This window comes from Micromonospora pisi (genome assembly GCF_003633685.1).
GTDB lineage: Bacteria > Actinomycetota > Actinomycetes > Mycobacteriales > Micromonosporaceae > Micromonospora_G > Micromonospora_G pisi.
The window spans coordinates 2,552,930-2,576,112 of the sequence record NZ_RBKT01000001.1 but is presented as its reverse complement, the minus strand read 5'-3'; the positions used below and the strand labels follow the sequence as shown (position 1 = coordinate 2,576,112).

12 protein-coding genes and 1 pseudogene are annotated in these 23,183 nt (G+C 67.0%); 6 read left to right on the top strand and 7 right to left on the bottom strand.

Translation table 11 applies throughout. From position 1 onward, the window contains the following. Positions 1-227 precede the first annotated feature (227 nt). A complete protein-coding gene (locus tag BDK92_RS10360) occupies positions 228-1,874 on the top strand; it encodes an AfsR/SARP family transcriptional regulator (RefSeq protein ID WP_121156522.1) in 1,647 nt (548 codons plus the stop codon). 124 nt (positions 1,875-1,998) lie between these two features. On the opposite strand, the gene BDK92_RS10355 is transcribed toward BDK92_RS10360, so the two are convergent. Continuing rightward, positions 1,999-2,301 carry an LppU/SCO3897 family protein gene (locus BDK92_RS10355; RefSeq protein WP_147456953.1) on the bottom strand — a complete coding sequence of 101 codons (303 nt, stop codon included), beginning with the start codon at positions 2,299-2,301 and terminating at the stop codon, positions 1,999-2,001. 551 nt (positions 2,302-2,852) lie between these two features. On the opposite strand from BDK92_RS10355, the gene BDK92_RS10350 reads away from it, so the two are divergent. From BDK92_RS10350 to BDK92_RS38915, 3 genes are all read left to right on the top strand, one after another. Then, complete coding sequence (locus BDK92_RS10350) at positions 2,853-11,897, top strand: golvesin C-terminal-like domain-containing protein (protein WP_121156520.1); 9,045 nt, start codon at positions 2,853-2,855, stop codon at positions 11,895-11,897. Between the two features lie 5 nt (positions 11,898-11,902). After that, positions 11,903-12,235: a hypothetical protein gene (locus BDK92_RS10345; RefSeq protein WP_121156519.1), complete on the top strand. Its 333-nt coding sequence runs from the start codon at positions 11,903-11,905 to the stop codon at positions 12,233-12,235. A gap of 184 nt (positions 12,236-12,419) precedes the next feature. Further along, a complete protein-coding gene (locus BDK92_RS38915) occupies positions 12,420-12,578 on the top strand; it encodes a hypothetical protein (RefSeq protein ID WP_170208539.1) in 159 nt (52 codons plus the stop codon). A 109-nt stretch (positions 12,579-12,687) separates the two neighbouring features. Here the strand turns inward: BDK92_RS38915 and BDK92_RS10340 are convergent, their stop codons facing one another. From BDK92_RS10340 to BDK92_RS10325, 4 genes are all read right to left on the bottom strand, one after another. Continuing rightward, a complete protein-coding gene (locus BDK92_RS10340) occupies positions 12,688-16,719 on the bottom strand; it encodes a discoidin domain-containing protein (protein WP_211349169.1) in 4,032 nt (1,343 codons plus the stop codon). 116 nt (positions 16,720-16,835) lie between these two features. Further along, entirely contained in the window at positions 16,836-18,062 is a 1,227-nt protein-coding gene (locus BDK92_RS10335; RefSeq protein ID WP_121156518.1) for an RNA polymerase sigma factor, read from the bottom strand. 8 nt (positions 18,063-18,070) lie between these two features. Further along, positions 18,071-18,415 (bottom strand): YciI family protein, encoded by a 345-nt coding sequence (locus tag BDK92_RS10330; RefSeq protein WP_121156517.1) that lies wholly within the window; start codon positions 18,413-18,415, stop codon positions 18,071-18,073. Then, entirely contained in the window at positions 18,412-18,915 is a 504-nt protein-coding gene (locus BDK92_RS10325; protein ID WP_121156516.1) for an SRPBCC family protein, read from the bottom strand. Before BDK92_RS10325 ends, BDK92_RS10330 begins: the two co-directional genes overlap by 4 nt. A gap of 137 nt (positions 18,916-19,052) precedes the next feature. On the opposite strand from BDK92_RS10325, the gene BDK92_RS10320 reads away from it, so the two are divergent. Continuing rightward, positions 19,053-19,604: a hypothetical protein gene (locus BDK92_RS10320; RefSeq protein ID WP_121156515.1), complete on the top strand. Its 552-nt coding sequence runs from the start codon at positions 19,053-19,055 to the stop codon at positions 19,602-19,604. Positions 19,605-19,806: 202 nt separating this feature from the next. Here the strand turns inward: BDK92_RS10320 and BDK92_RS10315 are convergent, their stop codons facing one another. Together BDK92_RS10315 and BDK92_RS10310 are read right to left on the bottom strand one after the other, a co-directional pair. Further along, complete coding sequence (locus BDK92_RS10315) at positions 19,807-21,879, bottom strand: glycoside hydrolase family 36 protein (RefSeq protein ID WP_121156514.1); 2,073 nt, start codon at positions 21,877-21,879, stop codon at positions 19,807-19,809. Between the two features lie 71 nt (positions 21,880-21,950). Then, positions 21,951-22,175: pseudogene (locus tag BDK92_RS10310) on the bottom strand (class II D-tagatose-bisphosphate aldolase non-catalytic subunit); the annotation flags it as partial. Between the two features lie 237 nt (positions 22,176-22,412). On the opposite strand from BDK92_RS10310, the gene BDK92_RS10305 reads away from it, so the two are divergent. Then, entirely contained in the window at positions 22,413-23,180 is a 768-nt protein-coding gene (locus BDK92_RS10305) for a GntR family transcriptional regulator (protein ID WP_121156512.1), read from the top strand. Positions 23,181-23,183 lie beyond the last annotated feature (3 nt).

Below are 23,183 nucleotides of genomic sequence, written 5' to 3'. Positions count from 1 at the left end.
TCGACGCATTCCCTCTCGGATGTCGGCGACGACGCCGAACGGGGGAGCCGGTGGATATCAGTATCAAGTTGTTGGGTGCCGTCGAGCTCCATCGCGACGGGGAGTTGGTGAATCCGGGCGGTGGGAAGCGGCATGCCGTCCTTGCCGCGTTGGCCCTCGATGCCAACCGGCCGGTATCGCTACGCCGGCTGGCTGCGGTTGCGTGGGCCGGCGTACCGCCTCGCTCCATGGTCGCTAACCTGCGGACGCACGCGGCGGCACTGCGTCGGATACTGGGCGACCGGATTGTCGCCCGCTCCGGTGGATACGAGCTACGGGTCGCGTCGGGTGAGTTCGATGTCGAGGAGTTCCTGCGCCTCGCTGACCAGGGGCGCGCGGCGCTGTCTGCCGGCGAGGCCGCGCAGGCCCTACCACTGTTGACAGCGGCATTGCGGCTGTGGCGCGGGCCGGCCGGTGACGGCCTACAGCGCGGTACGGCGCTCGACGGGCAGCTGACCCGTCTCGACGAGGAACGTCTCCGGGTGGTCGAGGACCAGGTGGAGGCCCGACTGGCCCAGGCCGAGCACACTGCGGTGCTGGGCCTACTGCGCCAGCACCTGGCGCTGTACCCGCTGCGTGAGCGTGCGTGGGGGCAGCTCATGCTCGCGCTCTACCGCAGCGGCGACGCGGCAGCCGCACTGCGGGCGTACCAGGAGGCACGGGACGCGCTCGACGACCAACTCGGCATGGAGCCCGGTCCGAACCTCGACCGGCTGCATCGCGCCGTGCTGGATCGGGCTCCGGAACTGGACCTGCCCCACCCGCATCCGTTGTTCCCGGCGATCACCGGTGGGGACGCGAGTGCCGGCCTACCCCGGGAGTTGCCGCCCGACATCGCCGCCTTTGTCGGTCGGACCGAGGAGGTGGCGCGGGTCGTGGCCGCCGTCCGTGGCGCCACTGCGGACGGCAGTGCGGACGGCAGTGCGGTGGTGGTGGTCTCCGGGCCGGGCGGCGGTGGCAAGTCCGCTGTCGCCATCCGGGCGGCGCATCAACTCTTGGCCGACTTTCCCGATGGGCAGATCTTCATCGACTTGGCGGAGAGCCGGCACCGGCGTACCGAGGTGAGCGAGGTCGACGTCGTCGCGCGGGCGCTACGGGCGTTCGGCGTACCGGCCGGAGCGGTGCCGGCTTCGCCGGAGGAACGTGTCGGGCGGTACCGCTCGCTGGTGGCGGCTCGTCGCACCCTCGTCGTGGTGGACAACGTGACTGATGCGAAACAGGTGCAGCCACTGATCCCCGCCGGGCGGGCGTCGGCACTGATCACGATCGCGCGGCGACGGCTCACCACTCTCGACGGCGCTCGGCACGTGCCGTTGGGACCGCTGTCGCAGGCCGACGCGTACGAGGTCGTCGCGGCGCTGGCTGGAACCGAGCGGTTGGCCGCCGATCCCGCGGCAGCGGCCGAGTTGATCGGGTTGTGCGATGGACTGCCGCTGGCGCTACGGATCGTCGGCGCCCGGCTCGCGGGACGCCCACTGTGGCCGGTGAGAACGCTCGTCGAACAGTTACGTGCGGGCGGCAACCACCTGGACGCGCTGGTGCACGAGGGCCTGTCGATCCGGGTCCGCCTCACCGAGGACTACGAGCTGCTCCGGGCGGACAACGAGCTGAGCGGACGGGCCTTCCGGTTCCTCGGCGGGCTACCTCCGGCCCCGGTCACGTCGCAGCAGGTCGCCGCTGCACTCGCGGTGCCGGCGCACGAGGCGTGGGAGGCGCTGGAGCGGCTGGTGGACGCCCATCTGGCCCGGCCGACGGAGTGCGGCGGGTACCGGCTGCCGCCGCTGGCGCACGAGTACGCGGCGGAGGCGGCGCTTTCCCCGGCCCGGGGGGCGTAACCCACCGGGCCGGGGAGCAACGACGCCTCGCCGCGGCCCGCGATGACGATGGGCAGGAGGGCCGTCATCAACAGCAGGGGCAGGCGGCGGGGAAGCAGCAGAACCTTTTCCTGGATTCGGGGCGTTACTCCTTGACCGCGCCGAGGCAGAGGATGAAGCCTTTTCGGAACCGTCGTCCGTCCTGATAGAACGATGCCGCCGTGTCAGGATGGGCCCCGCAGGCGCCGTTGTCGTAGTCGGTTTCGGTCTTGTCGTCCAGCCTGTCGAGCACCCGCCAGGTTGCCGCCGGGTCGGTGCATTCGACGGTACGCAGGTCGTTCACGCTCTGGCCGGCCATGCATTCGCCGACGTTGGCCTGGCTGGGCTCGTCGAGTCCCAGATAGATGGCAAAAGGTGCGACGAGGATGGCAACTGCGAGAAGGACCACCCGAAATTTGCTGACCGGGCGGAGGCCGCGGAACCAGCTTGCCGCGGACCTCTTCGGCTCTTGCTCTGGTGCGGTCGATTGGTGCGACATTAGGGCAACTCCCTTTCCGGGTGAACGGACCGGGAGAGAGTAACGGGAATGGCGGACACGGAGCCGGGCGATTCGTCGACCAACCCGTCCGCACCACCGACGAGAATGCCCGTGAATGGCTTGGCATCCGCCAACTCGCCGACTGCCGATCGTTCACGAGCGGCGCGACCTGCGGATTCGCAACGGCGGGGGAAAGGCGAAGCGCCGAGGCGCGGCTTTCTGTTACCGCGCCACGCCGTGTCGCGAGGCGGGTGTTTGTCACATTAATTCTTGCCGGCCCGCCTGGTCGTACCGCCTGGGGGCGCCGCGTGGATCCGCTTGCTGCGGTCACCGGTGACCTTGGCTCGGGCGTCGTGAGTGCACATATATCCGCCGATGTATCTCCAATATAGCTGTCGATGTATGTCTGTCTTCTAGGTTCTCACTTGTCGTGTCTGCTGTTTGGCGGAGGGTGACCGGTTATGGGGAAGCTGCGCGGGGTTACGGCCGGGGCGTTGTTGTTGGCGCTGGTGGTGACCCTCGGCGGTGTGGAGTCGGCGCCGCCGGGTGGGCCCGACCCGGGGACAGGTAGACAGACCGGCGACTCGACTGCTGCGGGTGCGGATGCCGGTCTGCTGGCCCGGCTGCGGGAGGCCGGCCGCAACCTGGTGAGTGACGGCTCAAGGTCTTCGCCGGCCCTGCCGGTGGCCGCCGGGCTGGCGGTGGATCGGGCCGCACCGGTGGGCCGGGAGGTGAAGCCGGCGAAGCGGGTACGGGAGTTGACCACGAGGCGGTCGGCGACCACCCGCCTCTTCGAGATGTCTGATGGTCGGGTGCAGGCGGAGGTGTCGACGGGGGCCCGGTTCTACCGGAACGCGTCGGGCCGGTTCGAGCCGATCGACACCACGGTTCGTCCGACCGGATCCGGCGGCTTCGTGAACACCAGCAACACGTTCACCAGCCGGTTCGGTGGCCGCAGTGACGACCTGGCGAGTTTCGAGCTCGGCGGTGAGCGGGTCAGGCTGGGTCTGGCCGGAGCCTCTCGCGCGGTGCCGTCCAGGGTGGATGGTGACACGGTCACGTATCCGGATCTGGTCGACGGCGCGGATGTCAGCTACCAGGTGACGGGGCAGGCGCTGAAGGAGCTGATCACCCTCAACCGGGCGTCGGCGGCGGCGTCGGTGACGTTCGAACTGGACCCGGGTCGGATGTCGGTCTCCCAGCGCGACGATCAGGCGATCGAGTTCCGTGATCCGGACAGTGGTCTGCTGTTGCTGGTGATGCCGGCGCCCTTCATGTTCGACGCCAGGGACGACGCGGCGTCCCCGTACGGGAAGGCGTGGAGCGACAAGGTCACCCAGACGCTGGACACCTCGGGCAAGGTGCCGACGGTGACGGTCGCGGCGGATCGGGCATGGTTGGCGGATCCGGCGCGGGTGTTCCCGGTGACGGTCGACCCGACCATCAAGATCCAACCAACGGTGACCCAGTCGCAGGACGCGATGATCACCTCCGACGACCCGGCCGCCAACTTCGACGGTAACTGGCGGCTCTCGGTGGGCACGACGACTTCGTCCCTCGCGCGCAGCCTGGTGAAATTCGATCTGGGCGGTATCCCGGCGAACACGACGATCGACTCGGCGTCGTTGCAGATGTACTTCGATCAGGACCACACCACCGGTGCCTACGACGTGCCGATCGAGGCGCGGCAGATCACCGCCCCGTGGACCGAGTCGTCGGTCACCTGGGATTCGATCAACGCGAGTGTGGGTGCGGGCGCGGCCACGGTGGTCACCGTCGACGACACCGACACGGCGAAGACGGGGGTCAGTGGGGACTGGCCGGCGTCGGCGAACGCTGACTACACCAAGTACGGGATCAACAGCACCTACAAGTACAACAAGAACACGGTCGCGGGTGAGACGTTCACCTGGGTGCCGACGTTGCCGGAGGCGGGGACGTACACGGTCGACGCGCACTATGTCACCGGTCCGGACCGGAGCGGGGCGGCCGCGTACTCGGTGCAGCACAGTGGTGGGAGCACCCCGAAGGCGGTCGACCAGCGGTCGCCGGGGGTCGCGGACTGGGCGACGTTGGGCACGTTCGGGTTCACCGCCGGTACGACGGGTCGGGTGACACTCGGCGACGCCGGGGTGTCCGCCTCGGTGGGCGTGATCGCCGACGCGGTGCGGTTCACCAGGTCCGGTGCGGTGAAGAAGGCGAACGAGTCCAGTGTCTGGCACGACTACCCGGTGACGAACCTGGTGCAGTCGTGGGTGACCGGTACGGCGAACCACGGGTTCATGCTCAAGGCGGCGGACGAGACCAACCTCGGCCGGGGTGGCCCCCGGTACGAGGCGGCCGAGTACGCGTACAACGGGGAGAACGAGAACAGCCCGAAGCTGATCATCAACTACGGCAAGCCGGGGGTGACCCTGGAGTCGCCGACAAAGATCTACTCCACCGGCCCGGAGCTGAAGTGGTCGGGTTACACCGGTAGCGACATCGTGGAGTACCAGGTGCACCGCTCGGTGTTCCAGACCTTCACCCCGTCGGCGGCGACCCTGGTCGCCCCGGTGACGAAGACCGCGACGACCTTCACCGACACCACCGCCACTCCGACTCCGGTCGACGCCGCTGACCCGTTCGGGCAGGTCTACTACTACATGGTGGCGGTCAAGACGGCCGGTGGCGCGGTCATTCCCGCGCCGACGCAGATCGTGCGGCTACCGCGCGCCGGACGGGTGGTGCGGTTGCTGCAGGGCGACGCGACGGACACCACTCTGACCGCGAACGAGTCGACCGTCGGGCACGACGTCCTGGCCGGCAAACCGTGGCTGATGGTGGGCAACAATTCGGCCACCTACGGCACGGCCCGTACGGTGGTCAGGTTCCCCGACGTGTCGTCCATCCCGGCCAACGCCCAGATCCTGCAGGCCGACTTCGACCTGTGGTCGCCGACGACCCCGACGCCGGCCAACGCCACGTACGAGGTGCACGCGCTCAACCGCCCCTTCGACGAGGCGACCGCCTCCTGGGCCAAGGCCGACGCCGCCACCAACTGGACCACCGCCGGCGGGGACTACAACCCGGCCGTGCCGGACACCGTCACCGGTAGCACCGACGACCCGGCCTGGCGTACCTGGTACGTCAAGGACATCGTCCAGGGCTGGGTGGGCAACTCGGTCAGAAACGACGGGCTCCTGGTGAAACTGGCGAACGAGACCAGCCCGGGTGAGCGCGCTCTCTTCCTGTCCAGCGAGGCCGCGGAACCACAGTTGCGTCCGAAGCTGGCGGTGACCTACATCGAACCGACCCCGGCGCAGACCTACTACGCGCCCGAGACGCCGAAGCAGTTGCCTCCGGCCAGCACCCAGACGGTGCCGGTGACCGTGTCGAATCCGACCACGAGCACCTGGCGGGCCGCCGACTGGGAACTGTCGTACCGGTGGGCGCGGGCCGACGGCATCGTGTTGACCGATACCAGCAACCAGCTGGTCACGCCCCTGGCGAAGGACGTCGCCGCCGGTGAGGCGGTCAACGTCTCGGCGCAGGTGAAGACGCCGCCGTCAACGACAGAGGGCAACAAGCGTACGGATTACGTACTCAAGTGGGAGTTGCACAACAAGACCACCGGCAAGTGGTTGTCCGACACCGTGCCGATCGGCTCGCTGGACCAGAACGTGGCGGTCGAGGAACCGACCTCTGACCAGTTGGGTCTGGAGAAGTTCTACTCGTACGCGGGGAAGAACACCGGCGCGGGTGGCACGTTGATGAACAACCTGTACGCCGGGAACACCGTCTGGTCGTACAACGCCTGGAACAATCCGTCGCGGGGCCTGTCGACGTTCGTCCGGTTGGCGTACAACTCGCTGGACACCTCCGACACCGTCGCCGGGTACGGCTGGTCGTTGCAGGCGTCTTCCATGATGCGGCTGGGCGCGCCGCTCGACTTCCACCCGAACCCGAACCCGACCAGGGTCACCCTGACCGACGGGGACGGCACGAGCCACTGGTTCACCTGGGACGCGACGGCGGGGCAGTGGGTGAGCCCGAAGGGTGTGCACCTGTATCTGCAGCGTCTGGTCACCTGTGACAACAAGACGGAGGAGTCCCGGGCCTGGCAGTTGACCCGGCCGGACCGGACCACGTTCTTCTACGACTGCGACGGGTTCCTGTCCGCGATGCTGGACAACAACCTCAACGAGATGCTGTTCACGTACGAGGAACGCAAGTCAAACAACAAGCCGACGAAGTTCCTCAAGTATCTGACCGACCCGACCGGCCGCCAGACCCTGACGATCGACTACTTCGCCAAGGGTGACAACTACGACTTCATCAACGACACCACCTGGACGCGACAGTCGGCCACCAATCTGACCAACCCGCACATCATCGACCACGTCAAGCAGATCACCGATATCTCCGGTCGGAAGCTGACGTTCGCGTACACCGACAAGGGTCTGCTCGGTGAACTGGTTGACGGGGCGGGTTCGACCAGCGGCGCGCCGAAGGTGTTCAAATTCGCCTATGACATGACGCAGGGGAACAAGAACGTCAAGCTGGTCAAGATCACCGACCCGCGCGGCAACCCGACCAGCCTCGACTACTACTCGCCGCCGCAGGACGACCCGAAGTTCCACTGGGCGACAAAGACCTACACCGACCGGCTCGGTTACCCGACGCGGTTCGCGTACACCGATCCGGACGGGCCGCAGGGCAACACCGTCAACACGGTGGTGACGGACGCCGAGAACCACGCCACCACCTATCTCATGGACGGTTACGGCCGGCCCACCCAGACCACGAACGCCAAGAACGAGACCACCAAGCTGGGCTGGGACAACGACCACAACGTCGTACGGCTCGAAGAGGCCAACGGCGCCGTCGCCACCTGGAGCTACGACCAGAAGACCGGCTACCCCCTCGAAGTCAGGGATGCCGAGGCGGTCAAGAACGGCACCCCCGGCACCACGCTGGCCTACCAGTACCAGCTCAACGGGTACATCGCCGAGCCGACCAGCAAGACGAGCCCGGAAGGGCGCAGGTCGACCTTCACCTACACCCCCGAAGGCGACATCGAGACCGTTACCGACCCGCTCGGCAACGCGACACCAACCGATGGTGACTACACCACCACCAACGCCTACGACGAGTCGGGACAACTCCTCAGCGTCAAGGACGCCAACGGCCACACCACCGGTTACGACGACTTCGACGCCAGCGGCTACCCGAGAACCATCACCGACGCGGGAACCGGAAAGTCGTACTTCGTCTATGACGTACGCGGCAATGTCACCGAGGTCCGCAACGGCGGTAACGCCAAGGTGACCCAGACGTACGACACGTTCGGGCGCCCACTGACGAAGGTGGAGCCGGTCGACGCGGCGGCCGGGCGGTTCATCACCACACCGCCACCGGTCTACGACGCCAACGACAACATGACCTCGGTGATCGCGCCCAATGGAGCGGTCTCGACCTCGGTCTACGACAAGGCCGACCAGACGATCGAGAGCACCGCGCCGAAGGACGAACCGAACGATCCGGAGCGCAGGACCACGACGACCTACGACAAGGTCGGCAACGTCCTGACGGTTACCGACCCGCAGGGCAACCTGACCAGCACGGTCGGCGACTACACGACGACCACCCGGTACGACGAGATCTACCAGCCGGTCGAGGTGTTCAACGGCAAGGGCCAGCGGGTGACCTCGACCTACGACAACGTCGGCAACGTCCTCATGCTCGTCGACGCGAGGAAGAACGCCACCGCCGACCCCGACGACTACACGACCAAGTTCGAGTACGACCTCAACCACCGGGTCGTCAAGACCATTGACGCGATCGGCAAGTTCACCAGCGCCCGTTACGACCGTGACGGCCTGACGGTCGCCACCGTCGACGCCGACGGCAACGAGTCACTGGCGACCTACGACCAGCGGGGCGCGCTGATCGAGTCGAAGGTGCCGCACAGCAAGGATGCCGCCGGCACGATCACGTACCGCACCACGAAGTACGAGTACGACCAGGTCGGCAACTCCACCAGGGTCACCACTCCGCGTGGCGTGGCGACCACCGGCGACGCCGACGACTTCGCGACCGTCAACGTCTACGACCCGCTGAACCGGGTGAAGGAGACCTGGTCGGCGTACGACAAGGACGACGGCCACTACAACACGGCCGACAAGACGTTCTACTCGTACGACTCGGTCGGCAACCTGGCGAAGGTCAGCGCACCGCCGTCGGAGGGTCAGACGGTCCGTAACGACACCATCTACACCTACTACGACAACGGTTGGACGAAGACCTCGGCCGACCCGTGGGACATCACCAACTCCTACGACTACAACGACCTGGGTCAGCAGACCAAGAACACGTTGACCTCGGCTGGCGGGTCGACCTCCCGGACGATGACCTGGGAGTACTTCGCCTCGGGCAACCAGAAGGGCCGGTCGGAGGACGGTGTGCCGGTCGGCAAGGACGTCGTCCTGGTCGACAACTCCGACTCCAACAACACCGCGTCGCAGGGCACCTGGACCAGCGGGGCGGCGACCGGGCAGTACGGGTACGACGTGCACACCGCTGCCGCCGGCACCGGCACCGGCCAGTTCAACTGGCAGCTCAACATTCCGCAGGACGGCAGCTATGAGGTGTTCGTCCGCCACCCGCAGGTCACCGGTGCGGCGACGGACGCGAAGTTCACCATCACCTACAACGGCGGCAGTGCCGTCAAGACGGTCAACCAGACGCAGAACACCAACGTCTGGATCAGCCTGGGCAGTTACTCCTTCGTCGAGGAGGGCGCCCAGAAGATCACGGTGACCGACCAGGCGACGGGCAAGGTGCTCGCCGACGCGGTCAAGCTCGTCCGGAACAACTCCGGTGACGTGGACAACGAAAAGAAGGAGTTCACCTACCGGTACAACCCGAACGGGCTGATGGTCGAGGTCAAGGACCTCAGTCCGGGCGCGAAGAACGACAGGTACGAAATCGGGTACGACGAGCTCAACCAGATCGCCACGGTGAAGGAGTTCGCCGGTACGACGCTGAAGAACACCACCGCGCTCACGTACGACCCGAACGGCAACCCGCTCACCTCTACCCATGATCTGACCTGGTCCGAGATCGTGTACGACGACCGGGACATGGTCGCCAAGGTGACCAACGCCGACTCGGCGACAGCGGGCAACCAGCAGATCTCCACGTTCACGTACACCGCCCGTGGGCAGATGCTCAAGCAGGTCAAGCCCGGCGGCAACACGGTGGACTTCGAGTACTTCCTCGACGGTGCCACCAGGCACCAGGTGGAGAAGACCTCGGCGGGTACGACGGTCGCCGAGCACACGTTGGAGTACTCGGCCAACGGGCATCCGTCGAAGGACGTCCTGAAGTTGATGAACGCCGACAACTCGTCGGACTACATCGACAACACGTACGCCTTCAGCTACGACCCGCAGGACCGGGTCACCCGGATCGACAAGACCGGTGACAGCACGGCGGTCGAGACGTACACCTACGACGCGAACAGCAACGTGGTGGCGCAGACCGTCGACGGTTCGACCGCGACGAACAGGTACGACCGGAACCGGCTGCACTCGGCCACCTCCAGCGGAGTGACGTCGACGTACAACTACGACCCGCTGGGCCGCCTCGACACGGTGTCGATCGGTGGGCAGCGCGCGCAGAAGTACTACTACGACGGGTTCGACCGGACCGCTAAGACCACCGCCGGTACGGGCGCGACGGCGAAGTCGACCACCTACGTCTACGACCCGTTCGACCGGACGACGTCGCGGACTGTCGGGTCGAAGACGACCGCGTTCACGTATTTGGGCATGGACAACCAGGTGTTGCGGGAGGAGGTCGCCGGTAAGGCGACCAAGTCCTACCAGTACGCGCCCTGGGGTCAGCAGCTGACGCAGATCAAGCACAAGGACGACAGCAGCCGGGAGTATTCGCAGTTCGTCTACCGGCCGCGCGGTGATGTCGAGGCCATCACGAAGGAGGACGGCAACACCCGGGCGACGTACGGGTACACGGCGTACGGCAAGGATGACGAGTCGCAGTTCACCGGTGTGGACAAGCCGGGTGCGGCTGCGGAGGGTGAGGAGCCGTACAACGCGTTCCGGTTCAACGCCTCCCGATGGGATTCCGGGTCGGGTACGTACGACATGGGGTTCCGGAACTACGACCCGGGTCTGAACCGGTTCCTGACCCGTGACATGTACGGCGGCGCGATGGCTGACATGGGTCTGGGTCTGGACCCGTTCACCGGTAACCGGTACGCGTTCGCTGGTGGTAACCCGGTCAGCTTTGTCGAGTTGGACGGGCACCTGTTCGGGATGTCGTGGTCGGACATCGGGCACACCACGTTGGATGTGGTGGGTCTGATCCCGGTGGTTGGTGAGGTTGCCGACGTCGCGAACGGCGTCTGGTACGCGGCTGAGGGCAACTATGTCGACGCGGCGTTGTCGATGTCGTCGGCGATCCCGTTCATCGGGTACGGGGCGACGGCGATCAAGGCCGGTCGGACCGGTCAGAAGATCATCGAGGGTGTCGACACCGTCAAGGACATCGAGAAGGGTGTCGAGGCAACCACCGACGCGTCGAAGGCCGTACCGACCAACACGCCGAGCACCAAGCCCGATGTCGAGGCGCCCGCGGGTCCGAGTTGTAGGACGAACAGCTTCGTACCGGGCACGAAGGTCGTCCTCGCTGACGGCAGCAGTACCTCGATCGAGGATCTCAAGGTCGGTGACCAGGTATTGGCCGCGGATGTGGAGTCCGGGGACAACCAGGGGCGCACGGTGACCAACGTGCGTAGCAATGAGGGCACCAAGACTCTGATCACGTTCACCGTCGACGTCGACGGCAGGGACGGGTCCGAGACCGGCAGTATCACCTCCACTGATGCCCACCTGATCTGGTTGCCCGACTCCGGTAGCTGGGTCAAGGCCGACCAGCTCCAGCCGGGGGCGTGGCTGCAAACCGCTGCGGGCACCTGGGTTCAGGTCACCGCTGTCAAGCGCCACGTCCACCACGAACGAGTCCACAACCTCACCGTCGACGGCGTCCACACGTACTACGTGCTCGCTGACAACACGCCTCTCCTTGTCCACAACTGTGAGACGCTGAACCTTGGGTCGGGCGAAAACCCGATGCCAGGAGCGGTCAACGTAGATATATCTGCGACGAAGCCCGGGGTGGACGTTGCGGCGGATGCCAAGGCGCTTCCGTTCAAGGATGGCGCCTTCAGCGAGGTGCACGCCATCAACCCGTTCGGATACAATCCTGTCTCTGCCGAAACCGCGCGTGTTATGCAGCCTGGTGCGCTCCTCAAGGTGACTGCGGCGATGAAGGCGAACAAGTGGGGTCGGGCAAGTGCCGAACGGATTGCGGAGGCTGGATTCGAGCTGGTGAGTAGGGGCCCGCTGGATCCGGCGCACGCTTTCGGGGTCATGAAGAGGACCGACGGATCGCCGATCAACATGGACATTCTCGAGACGATAGTGTATCGAAGGCGCTGATTAGCGTGGATATCGAAGACGTAATGAATTATCTGGTTGATGAAAGAGCTGAAGACCTGTCTCCCCTGGCCTTCTCCGAGATGTTCATGTCCTTGTCGTATTACCTGCTGGATGGCGACAAGGTCCTGGGCGTCGCAAGAAAATGGCTTACGCTCGACGATGAGTACCGGGCGGCCATATCGCTCGGGCTTGAGGACGTTTTTCCAGCCGATTCGCGAGCTGGCCTGGTTGAGCTGTCTGCCTCTATCCGGGAGCGATTCCCGGCCCTCGCCGAGGCGGCTGAGGTTTGGGTGGAAAGGTGGGATAAGTCCTATGGGGCCAGGCGAGACCCAGCGTGAGCAGGTGACATGAGACCCAGACAACAACATGGCGCGGCCGGCTGTCCACGGCTTGTAGCTAGACGGGAAACCTTGCTGCAGGGATAGGCAGCGGTTCTGGGGACCCTGGTGCGGTGGTCCGGGAGAAGGATCTCCCGGACCACCGCACTATTTCCGTCCTGGGGTGACCTCACGACGGTCGGGAATGACTGAGATCGTCGGACGTCTGAGCCGCACCCACCAACACGCCGGACGTCCGCGTGTCACCGGCCCAGCGGGCGGATGGCAAGGTATCGATCTCGACGAGATGATGGCCGGAATCGCCCGCCGTATGCTCGACGTCGGAGAGCCTGAAGCTGAATGAGACGACCGTGAGCACCAGGATGCCCTGCCATGGACTGGCAGGGCATCCTGGCTATTCCCCGTTGGTGATGAACGCCTGCGGGGCATCAAGTGTCGTCCGATGTCCGGCGTTAGCTGGCAGCGGAGTTGTAGGCCTCGGCCGTCACCCGGAAGCCGCGCGAACCGCCCAGCCGCGCCGGCCACGAGACGTCGACCTTGCGCGTCTCACCGGGCAGCAGCCAGAAGTAGTTCTCGTCGTACCGCGCCGGCAGGACCCGGTCGCCGCGCGAGTCGCGTACCGCCAGCCGGATCAGCGCGGCGACCGCGCCGCCCCGGTTGCTGACCGTCGTGGTGGCCGTCGCCCGGTTCCCGGCGGAGCGGACCCCGCTGGTCGAGACCGACAGACGGGTCCGCGGCAGGTCGTTGAGCACCCGCATCTGCTCCGCCTCGCGGTAGCGCCAGTAGGTGTTCTCCGACAGCACCCGACCACGGCTGTCGCTCAGCTCGAGCCGGACCAGGTGCAGCGGGCCCCCGGCCGGCTCGGTGAGCGCGAAGACGGCAGACGCCGCCGACCTGGCCACCTCCACCCGCTGGCTCTGGGTCTTGCCCAACTGGCGACCGGCCAGGTCGTAGAGCTTGGCGGTGACGGTGGCGCCGGTGAGCGCGGCGTTGGTGTGGTTGACCACCCGGACCTGCCACGTACCCGGATCCGCCTGGACGTGCAGCGGCTCGCAACCCTTGCGGGCACCGTAGTAGGCGCCGTTCACGTCCAGGTCGTAGTCGTACGTCTGCCACACCGTGCTGTGCCACGCCGGGTGCGACATCCAGAGCAGCAGACCGGTGGCGTCCTGCCACAGGTTCGCGTTCCACGCCTCGAACATGGCGCGGTGGCTCTCGTAGTTGACGAACTGCGCCCGGCTGGCGAACTCCTCCAGGGAACCGGACTCACCGAGCCGCGCGTTGATCGCGTCCAGGTACGTGTCGGTGTGCTGGTTCCCGATCGTCGACCAGTCGTGGTAGTTCCAGACCTCGCTGATCGGCCACCCCGGCTCGTCGCCGACGAGGTTGCGCATGCTCTCGATCACCGACACCACCGGCATGCCGATCTCGGTGTGGAAACCGAATGCGCCGGTGTCGTACGTGTTCCTGTCGTTGTACGTCGACGGTTCGATCCACCGGTACGGGCCGTGCCCGTTGACCAGGCCACCCGCGGAGTTCGGGATGTAGAGGATCTCCGGGTGCTCGGCGGCGACCGCCGCCTTCAGCCCGGCGTCGACGATCGGCGGCGGGTCACCCTCGTTGGCGCCGCACCAGACCACGATGCTGGGGTGGTGGCGGAACCGCCGGATCGTGTCGGCGGCGATGTCGACGTAGCCGGGCGGGTTCGGCAGGAACTGACCGGCCTGCCAGAAGTCGTTCCAGACCAGGATGCCCTGCTCGTCACAGGCCTGGTAGAGCTCGTCCCGGTTGCTGCTGCCGAGCCAGTTGCGGATCATCGTGAAGTTCATGTCGCGGTGCATCTCGACGGTGTCGGCCAGCCGGTCGGGCAGCACCCGGCGGAGCAGTTCGTCCCAGCCCCAGTTGCCGCCCCGGCAGAAGACCGGGACGCCGTTCACGCTGATCTTGAGCTGGACGATGGCGTTGCTGACCGACTTCACGTCGGTCCACTGCTCACCGTCGTCCGAGACCTGGATGACAAAGCTCCGGGCGTACGCCTGCTCCCAGTCGATGGTGACCTGGTCGAACGCGACCGGCGCGGGGAAGTCGACCTGAATCCACTGGTTGTCCTCGTACTTCGACGACCAGCGGGTACGCGGGTTGCCGTCGACGGCCCGGTCCGGCCCGTTCGAGTCGCCGTCCTGTGAGGAGGCGGTGGCGGTCTGGTGCAACGCGAGGTCGAGGCCGGGTTCGGCCTGACGCCCGACCGAGAGCGACCACATCGAGATGCCCCACGAGGTGACCCGCGCCCCGGCCTGGATGCGCAGGTGACGCGCGGTCTGCGCGGGGAAGGTCTCGACCTGGGTGGCCCGGTTGCCCAGCGGCGTGTCGTTGCTGACCGACTTCACGTCGGTCCAGTTGTCGTCGTCGTTCGACACCTGGATCCGGTAGTCGAGCGCGTACGCCTGCTCCCATGCGATCGTGACCCGGTCGAAGTCGGCGGCAGTGCCGAGGTCGACCTGGATCCACTGGTCGTCCTCGTACTTCGAACACCAGCGGGTGCCGGTGTCGCCGTCGACGGCGTTCGCCGCCACGTTCGTGTCGTTCTCCACCGAGGAGGCCCGGGCCGTCCTGCCCAGGGCCAGGTCGGAACCGCTCTCGCCGTCGAGGACCGACAGTGACCACATCGAGACACCCCAGCCGGTGGCACGCTGGCCGGCCTGGATCCGGACGTACTGGGCGTGCTGCCGGTCGAAGGTGACCGTCTGCATGGCGACGTCGCCGTCGAACACCAGCGGCGGCTGGCCGGGCGGCGACACCACTACCGGCTGGTGCCAGTCGTAGCCGAACTCCCGGATGCCGAAGCGCAGCTCGCGCCGGTCGCTGACCTTGCCGCGTACGGTCGCGGTGACCCGCAGGTCGTGCAGGGCGGGGTCGCCGTAGCCGTTGGGCCACCAGAGCTTGGGGTTGCGCAGCCGCAGCGCCCGGAACCGGTCCGGTGCGAAGGTCACCGTGGTGCTCTCCCGGGCGGCCACGGTCACGGTCGTCTCGACGGCAATCTTGTCGAAGGCCGCGCGGACGGTCACCGTGGTCGCGGTGTCGGCGACGTTGCGCACCGGTACGGCGATGGTGACCTCGGCGGTGCCGGTGTCGGGCAGGTCCGGCAGGGTGGTGGCCACGTGCGGGTCACCGACCAGCACCGAGCCGGTGCCGCGCAGCCGTACGTGGTCCCAGATCCCGGTGACCCGGTCCCGTACCGCCGGCATCCAGTCCCACCCCGACACCGCGAGGTACGTCGGCGCGTCGAGGTAGTGGTGGGCCGACTGGAGGAACGTGTTGCCGTCGGCGCCCTTGTCACCGGGGGTGCCCGGGTGCGGCATCGGCGTCACGCGGACCGCGATGACGTGCTCGGAGTGCCCGGCCAGGGCGTCGGTGATGTCGTACGCCGCCCGCGCGAACGGGTGCGCGACGCTGCCGACCCGCACCCCGTTGACCCAGGTCTCGGCCTCGTGGTTGATTCCGTCGAACTCGAGCCAGATTCGCCGGCCGGCGGAGGTGTCCAGGTCCCGGGGCAGCCGCAGCGCCCGCCGGTACCACCAGGAGTGGCGCGACAGCGCCTCCGGGATCAGCATGTTGTTGAAGCCGGAGACGGGGTCCGGCAGGTGCCCCTGCTCGACCAGCGTGCCCAGCACCGTGCCCGGTACGGTCGCGGGCAGCCAGGACCGGACGTCGAGCTGCCCGGTGGAGAGCGCGGCGCCGTCGTTGGTGCCGGCGAAGTCGTCCATGGTGAGCGCCCAGCCGGACTCCAGCGGTACCGTGCCGTCGGCGGCGACGGTGAGCGCGGGCGCGGGGCGGTTGTTTCCGCCCGCCCAGTCGGTCCAGCCCTTCGCGGGCGGCTGGTGGGTGGTGGGCTTGCCGTACACCTGGAAGCCGTTGAGGCCGACCGGGTTGCTGTTCGAGCGCTTCGTGGAGGTCATCCGGATCCAGCGCGCGGTCACCGGCGCGGGGAGCTTGATCGCCTGGACGCCGCCCTGACCGTCGGCGGTCTCGTAGACCGAGCGCCAGGCCTTGCCGTCGGACGAGACCTCGAGCCGGTACGCCACCGCCGCGCTGGACCGGATCTCGGTGCCGTCGGTGTTGGTGTAGTTACCGTCGAAGGGGCCGTCGGCGAGCGTCGCCTCGAAGACCAGCGTGACCGCCTCGATGTGGCACGGGGCCTGCAGGTCGACGGTGATCCACTGTGGGTCGCCCGGGGCGGCCCGCCAGCCACTGCCGCCGACACCGACCTTGGGCAGCCCGTCGACGGCGAAGCTGCCCGGCGTCGGCGCGTAGTCGGTGGAGGAGACCACAACCGGCCGGTACCGCGCCAGGTCGGTGCTGACCGGCGGCGTGTTTCCGGGTGGGCGGGTCACGGGCGCGGCCGAGGCGGCGCCCGGCAGGACCGCGATCACACCGGAGGAGGCGAGCAACGTGGCACCGGCGGAGAGAAATGTACGCCGTGACACGGATGGCAGATCAGACATCATTACCCCTAAGCGCTGACAATGGTGTCAATCTGCCGAAGTGGATCATGTGTGTCAAGGCATGATCGTGGACGCCCGCCCACCAGTGGGGCGTGCCGTCAGCAAAGCTCCAGCCGGTTGCGCAGGAACCGACGCTCGGCATCGGTGGGTGCGAGGTCGAGTGCCCTGCGGTAGCTTCCGGCGGCCTCCGGCCCACGCCCGGCACGCTGCAGCAGGTCGGCGCGGGTGGCGTGCAACAGGTAGTAGCCGTCGAGCTGTCCCGTCCCGACGATCGCGTCGACCAGTGGCAGCGCCGCGTCGGGGCCATCGGCCATGCCGACCGCGACGGCACGGTTCAGATCCACGATCACACTCGGCGCGAGACGCGCGAGCTGCCCGTACAGCCCCACGATCTGGGGCCAGTCGGTCTGGGCCGCGACCGGCGCGGTGGCGTGGCACGCGGCGATGGCCGCCTGGAGCTGGAACGGTCCGGCCCGGCGCTGGCGCAGTGCCCGTTCACAGATCAGGGCGCCCTCGGCGATCTGTGCCTGGTCCCACAGCGTGCGGTCCTGTTCGTCCAGGGTTACCAGGTTCCCGCCCGCGTCGACGCGCGCCGAACGCCGGGCATTGTGCAGCAACATCAGGGCGAGCAGGCCGTGCGCTTCCGGCTCGTCCGGCATCAACGCCGTCAGCACCCGGGCCAGACGAATGGCTTCCTGGCACAACCGGGCCCGCCGCGGGTCCCCGTACCCCTCGTTGAACACCAGATAGAGCACATGGAGTACGGCGGGAAGGCGGTCCGGCAGCAGGTGCGGCGGGGGCACCCGAAACGGGATGCCCGCGTGCGCGACCTTCTGCTTGGCGCGGAAGAGACGCTGACCCATGGTGCGTTCCGGCACCAGGAAGGCACGCGCGATCTCCGCGGTGCTCATGCCGGCGAGGCTCCGCAATGTCAACGCCACCTGGGCATCAAGGCTCAGCGACGGATGGCAGCAGGTGAACATGAGTTCCAGGCGCTCGTCCGGGATCTCGCTGTCACTCGGGTACGGCGGCGGCTCCAGGTCCATCGCGGCCACCTCCCGCAGCTTCGCCGCCTCTGTCGACGCGCGACGTATCCGGTCGATCGCACGGTGTCGCGCCGTCGTGGTCAGCCACGCCAGCGGCTGGTCCGGTACGCCCGACACCGGCCACTTCTGAAGTGCCTGGGCGAACGCGTCCTGCGCACACTCTTCAGCCAGGTCCCAGTTGCCGCCGGTGAACCGGATCATGGCGGCCACGATCCGGCTCCACCCGTCGGCGTAGATCCCGGCGATCCGATCGGTCACCTGAGCTGTCACGCGGGTCATCAGTCTTGCTACTGGTCCTCGTCGTCGGGCCAGAACGGACGCAGCTCGATCATCCCGGCCCACGCCATCGGGTGCCGGGACGCGACGTCGATGGCTTCGTCGAGGTCGGCGCACTCGAGGATGTCGAAGCCGGCGATCTGGTCCTTGGTCTCCGCGTACGGGCCGTCGGTCAGCAGCACCTGGCGGTCGCGGACCCGGACCGTGGTCGCGTCGCTCGCCGGCCGGGTGCGGTTGCCCATCAGTCGGATCCCCTTGCCGTCCATCTCCGTGACCCAGTCCTCCACGTCCGGGGCGCCGTCGTCCTGGCCGGGCGTGTAGTCGGGATCGGTGCACACCAACATCAGATACTTCATCGGGTTGCTCCTGTCGGGGAATCTGCGGTGGCGATCGCGGTGATCGTGGTTGCCATGTTTCGACACAGGGTGACCAGGCGGCCATTGAGCGTCAACGGGTCGGCATCGGCGTCCACCCGGGCACCGGTGGCGCCGGGACCGTGGGTGAACGAATGGTGGACGACGCTGCTCCCCGGCTCGGGACCCTCGTGCAGCTCGTAGCGCCATGTCGAGCCCACCAGGCCGGCGTCGTCCAGTACGGTCCAGGCGAAGACGCTCGGCCGTTCTGCTTCGATGACCACACAGGTCACCGTACTTTCCGATCTGTCGGCGTACCGGTTGCGCCCGATGAACCGGGCACCCGGAGCCGGCGCTTGGACATCCTCACACCAGTCGCCGCCAGCGGCCTCGGGGCTCCATTCGCCGATCCGGTCCACCGCCGCGACCAGGTCCCACATCCGTTCGCGTGGCACCGGGACGGTCAGGGCGATTGCCACGTGTGCGCCAGTGACCATGTCCATGAACGTTCTCCTCTCCGTCGTTCAGGTGGATGACGATCGGAGTCGGCGCTCTACTACAGGTCGCGTCAAGATTTTTTTGTGTGGTCATGGGACGCCTGCCTACCTGCTTGATTGCATGATCAAGTTAAAGTTCGATCATGAGGAGCGGCGAGGACGGGGGTTCTGCGGCGGGTTGGCGGAAGCTGTACGACTGGCCGCAGGATGTCGCCGAGCGCCGGATCCTGCGGCTCATCGGGGTCGGGAAGTGGGTGTCGGCCCTCGTCCTGCTGGGCATCGGCGCGGCGTTTCTGGTCGATTTCGTGGTAACGGCGACCGGGGACTATCAGATGTCCCGGTACGGCACCACGGTCGTGGCCACGGTCCGCGACACCGCGCCATACGACCGCGACGGCTCGCAGTACCTTCTCGTGTTCACCGTCGACGGTCGGTGGGACGAGCAGTGGGCCTCCGGCATCGGCCGCCATCAGGTGAACCAGACCGTCTCCGTCGTGGTCGACCGGCAGGACCACGCGCACATCGCGCTGCCGTACACGGGAGCCGATCAGTGGATCCTCTACGGCATCCAGCTCTCCGCGGCGGTGTTCTTCACGCTGGTCGGCCTCGCCCGCACTCGCATGAACGTGGCCGCGTACCGCCAGCATGTGTGGGCACGTTACGGCCGACGTCCGCCGGAGGTCGTCGGGCGCTAGGCGTCGCCCGAGCAGTGCCCAGCGTCGGCGGACGATTTCTCACGGGGGACGAGGACCTGGGGTCAGCGTGATCTGTGCGCGGACGTTGAGTGGTGACGTCGGAATTATTCGCCCAGGATGGCCACGAGGTCTCCGGTATTCCAGGTTTTTCTTGCTCGATGAACCCTCTACCGGAGACCTCGCGGCTTACATGTCACGCAGCTCAGTCGGCGGGCTCGGCCACGATGAGCTGGAACTTCTCGAAGGTCAGCTGGACGGTGTTGTGCCTGGCGTCGACGGTGCCGAGGGAGACGCCGTTGAACGGGTCGGTCAAGCGGTACCTGCCCCGGCCCAGACCACGCAACTCGACTTTCCCGTCCCATCGGTCGGCGTAGAAGGCGTAGTGCAGGGCTCCACCCTTGGTCACGACATGCGCCTCGGGCTTGTCGAAACCGACGTCATACAGCTCGCCCCGGTACTCGCCGGTGGGCAGCATGTTCTCCTTGTACAAGCTCACCCATTTGCGCCAGAGGACATCCTTTTCCGGCGTGAGCACGTTCTCGTCCGGGCCCGCAGGGTAGGTGAACTTGGTCGACAGGACGGCTCCTACGCCGTAGCTGGACGCGAAGTCGTCGCCGCCGTCGCTCAGTTCGACATGGTCGCCGGCGTAACTGGCGCCCTGACCCATCAGCGCCTTCATCGTTTTGCCCTTGGTTCGGACCTGGTAAGAGGAGGTTGGGTCCGAGCCCGGGTACTGGTCGACGTAGGGCAGGTTGTGGAAGGCGAAGGCGGTGCCGCAGGGGCAGAGTTCCACGACCGCGTTGTGGTTCGCCTTGTGTGCGGCCTCGTGCACCGCCTTCCAGAACTGCGCCAGGCCCTCGGTCGATTCTTCGGGGCGGGTGTGCCCATGCGCCGGGTTGTAGCAGGGTGTGACGCCATTGAGGTGCTGGCCGTCGATCTTGAGCCCTTCATAGCCCCAGTCACCGATGAACCTCTTCACCTGCCCGACGAAGTAGTCCACGGTCGGCTGGTACGCCGGGCACAGTGTGTAGGCGTCCCACCAGGTCACTTCCTGCATGTTGCCGTCGCGGTCCAGCAACAGCATGTCAGGGCGTTGCTTGAACAGGTTGCTCCCAGGGTCCGCGGCCAGCGGGGCCCACCACAGACGCGGCCGCAGGCCGGCGTCGCGGATCTGCTTGGTGAAGGCTCGCATGTCCGTTTCGCCCTGCGGGAACTTCTGCGGGTTGATGTCCCAGTCGCCCTCGTTGGTCTGCCAGCCGTCGTCGAGCACAGCCCACTTGAGGCCGACCTCACGCACCTTGGGCAGCGTTCCGATGACCTGCTCGACGGTGAAGTCGCGCTCGTAACCCCAGGCACACCAGATGGGTTCGAAGGCCGGGGTCGGCGTCTTGGGGGCGCGCAAGCCGATGTCGCTCATGTAGTCGCGATAGCGCTGGAGCGGCGCGAAGTGGTCGCCGGGGTGGGCTGTCAGGAAGGTGGTGTCGGTGGTCAACTGCTGGCCCGGCTTCAGGGTGCGGGGAGTGTCGCCTTCGACGGCGATGCTCGCTCCGCCGGCCGTCTTGCGAACGGGTAGGCGCAGGATCCTCGCCACGGGTTCGACGTGCCCGACGGAAAGGCCCCCACCCGGACGCCAGACGGACGCCATCGGCGTGCCGCCCCCATAGTCGGAGGAGTCCATCCCCAGCGAGTTCTTCTGGTCGAACCCGTCCGTCATCGGCTGCACCCAGTCGCGACGGTTCTCGTAGGTGGTACCCGAGAAGGTGTAGAAGCCGCCGGGCTTCTCCAGGAGTTCGTGGGCCGCGCTGCGCCAGCCGGTGACCTTCAGCTCCGAACCGGACAGGTTGGCGTAGGTCACCGTCATCACGATCATCCCGGTCAAACGCTGGAAGGAGGTCAGCTCCACCGTCTTCCGCACGCCAGCCCTGGAATAGCCCTGGACAATCACCTGGACGCCCGCACCGTGCCGGGAATGCTTGGTCTTGCGGGTCTCGTGCCCGCGGTACGTGAACTCGTCGATCGTCGTACCGCCCAGCAGCAGGGCTTCGCTGGCGTCGAAGCGCGTGACGTTGACGCCCTTCAAGGCCACCCGGGTGTGCAGTTTGTCGTCGAACTCCAAGGTGATGGAGGTGTCGCCGACCCCGACGACGTCGGGAGCATTGTTCGGTGCGGCGGCTGCGGGTGTGGCGCCCACACCTGTGGTGACGGCAGGGAAGGCGGCCAGGCCGGCGCCCCCCAGTGCCAACTTCAGTACGGTTCGCCGCTTCATGTCGGCCATGTCAAACTCCCTTCGGGCTCGTTGCGCAGCTCTGACGACCAGGCCACGCCGTTGCTCGTCGCTGTAGATCGTCAAGATCGAGCCACCTCGAACGTGCCGATGCGTTCCGTGGGGTCGAGGACGAGGTCACGAAGATCCGTCGGCTGCATGCCCGGGTAGCCGCCGAACTGGTCGACCTGGTTCGACGTCGCATCCAACAGCAGCGGGGCGCCATCGTCGAAGGACTGCGCCACCGCCGCCTCGATCACCAGCGAATGCGCAGAGCAGACCAAAGGGATGCCAACCGCCGAACCGGGACGTTGACGCCGACAAGATCGAGCAGAAGCTCCACATAGAGCACTCCCCGTTCACGTCTGGCTGGTCTGCCCGACGAACGTAAGTGGTATGCTGTTGGCCTGTCAATGGCCGGTTCTCGGTTATTTCTGGTTGGTCACCGCACCTGATCCGAGGGCGGTGGGCCGCCTGCGGGGCGCCTGGCTCAGGGATCGATTGAACCGGTATGGTTGGCTGGTATGACTGCTGCGAGGACGCGGATGCCCCGTGCCCTGTTCGCCGACGACGCACTCCCGCTGTACGAGCGCACCGCCGCGCAACTGCTCGCAGACCTGCGCGACGCAGCCGCCCGCGTCGGCGACCGGCTGCCCTCCGAGCGGACGCTGGCGACTCGGTACGCCGTTTCACGCGTGACGCTGCGAGCAGCACTCGCCGACCTGGAGTCGCGAGGCATCGTGCGACCGGCGTCGACGCGCGGGTGGTTCGTCGCCGACCTCGACCAGTTCCCTGACCCGGCGATGGCATCCACCGCGGCAACCCCCCAGGTGCAGGGCCTTGCCGACTTCGCCCGCGTCAACGGTCTGACGCCGAGCAGCCGGGTTCTCTCTGCCGCGGTTCGCCCGGCAACGGTGTCCGAGGCCGAAGATCTCCGCATCGCCCCCGGCTCCGACCTCTTCGAACTCCACCGATTGCGTTTCCTCGACGACCTGCTGGTCGTGCTCGAGCACAACCGGCTTCCGTTGGCGGCCTGCCCGGCCCTGGCCGAGACCGACTTCAACACCGCCTCGCTGTACGCCACCCTGCGCGCGGCGGACCCGCCACAGACTCCGCGCGTCGCCGACTACTCGTGCGAAGCCCGCCACCCAACGCCACGAGAGATCGAACTGTTCGGGATCAGCGACACCATGCCGATGCTCGTCGCGACCACGCTGACCTTCAACCAGGCAGGCCGCCCGATCGAGCTGACCACCCAGGTCTACCGAGGGGACCGCTACCGCTTTCGCGCCTCCATCACCAATAAGCCATGAGCA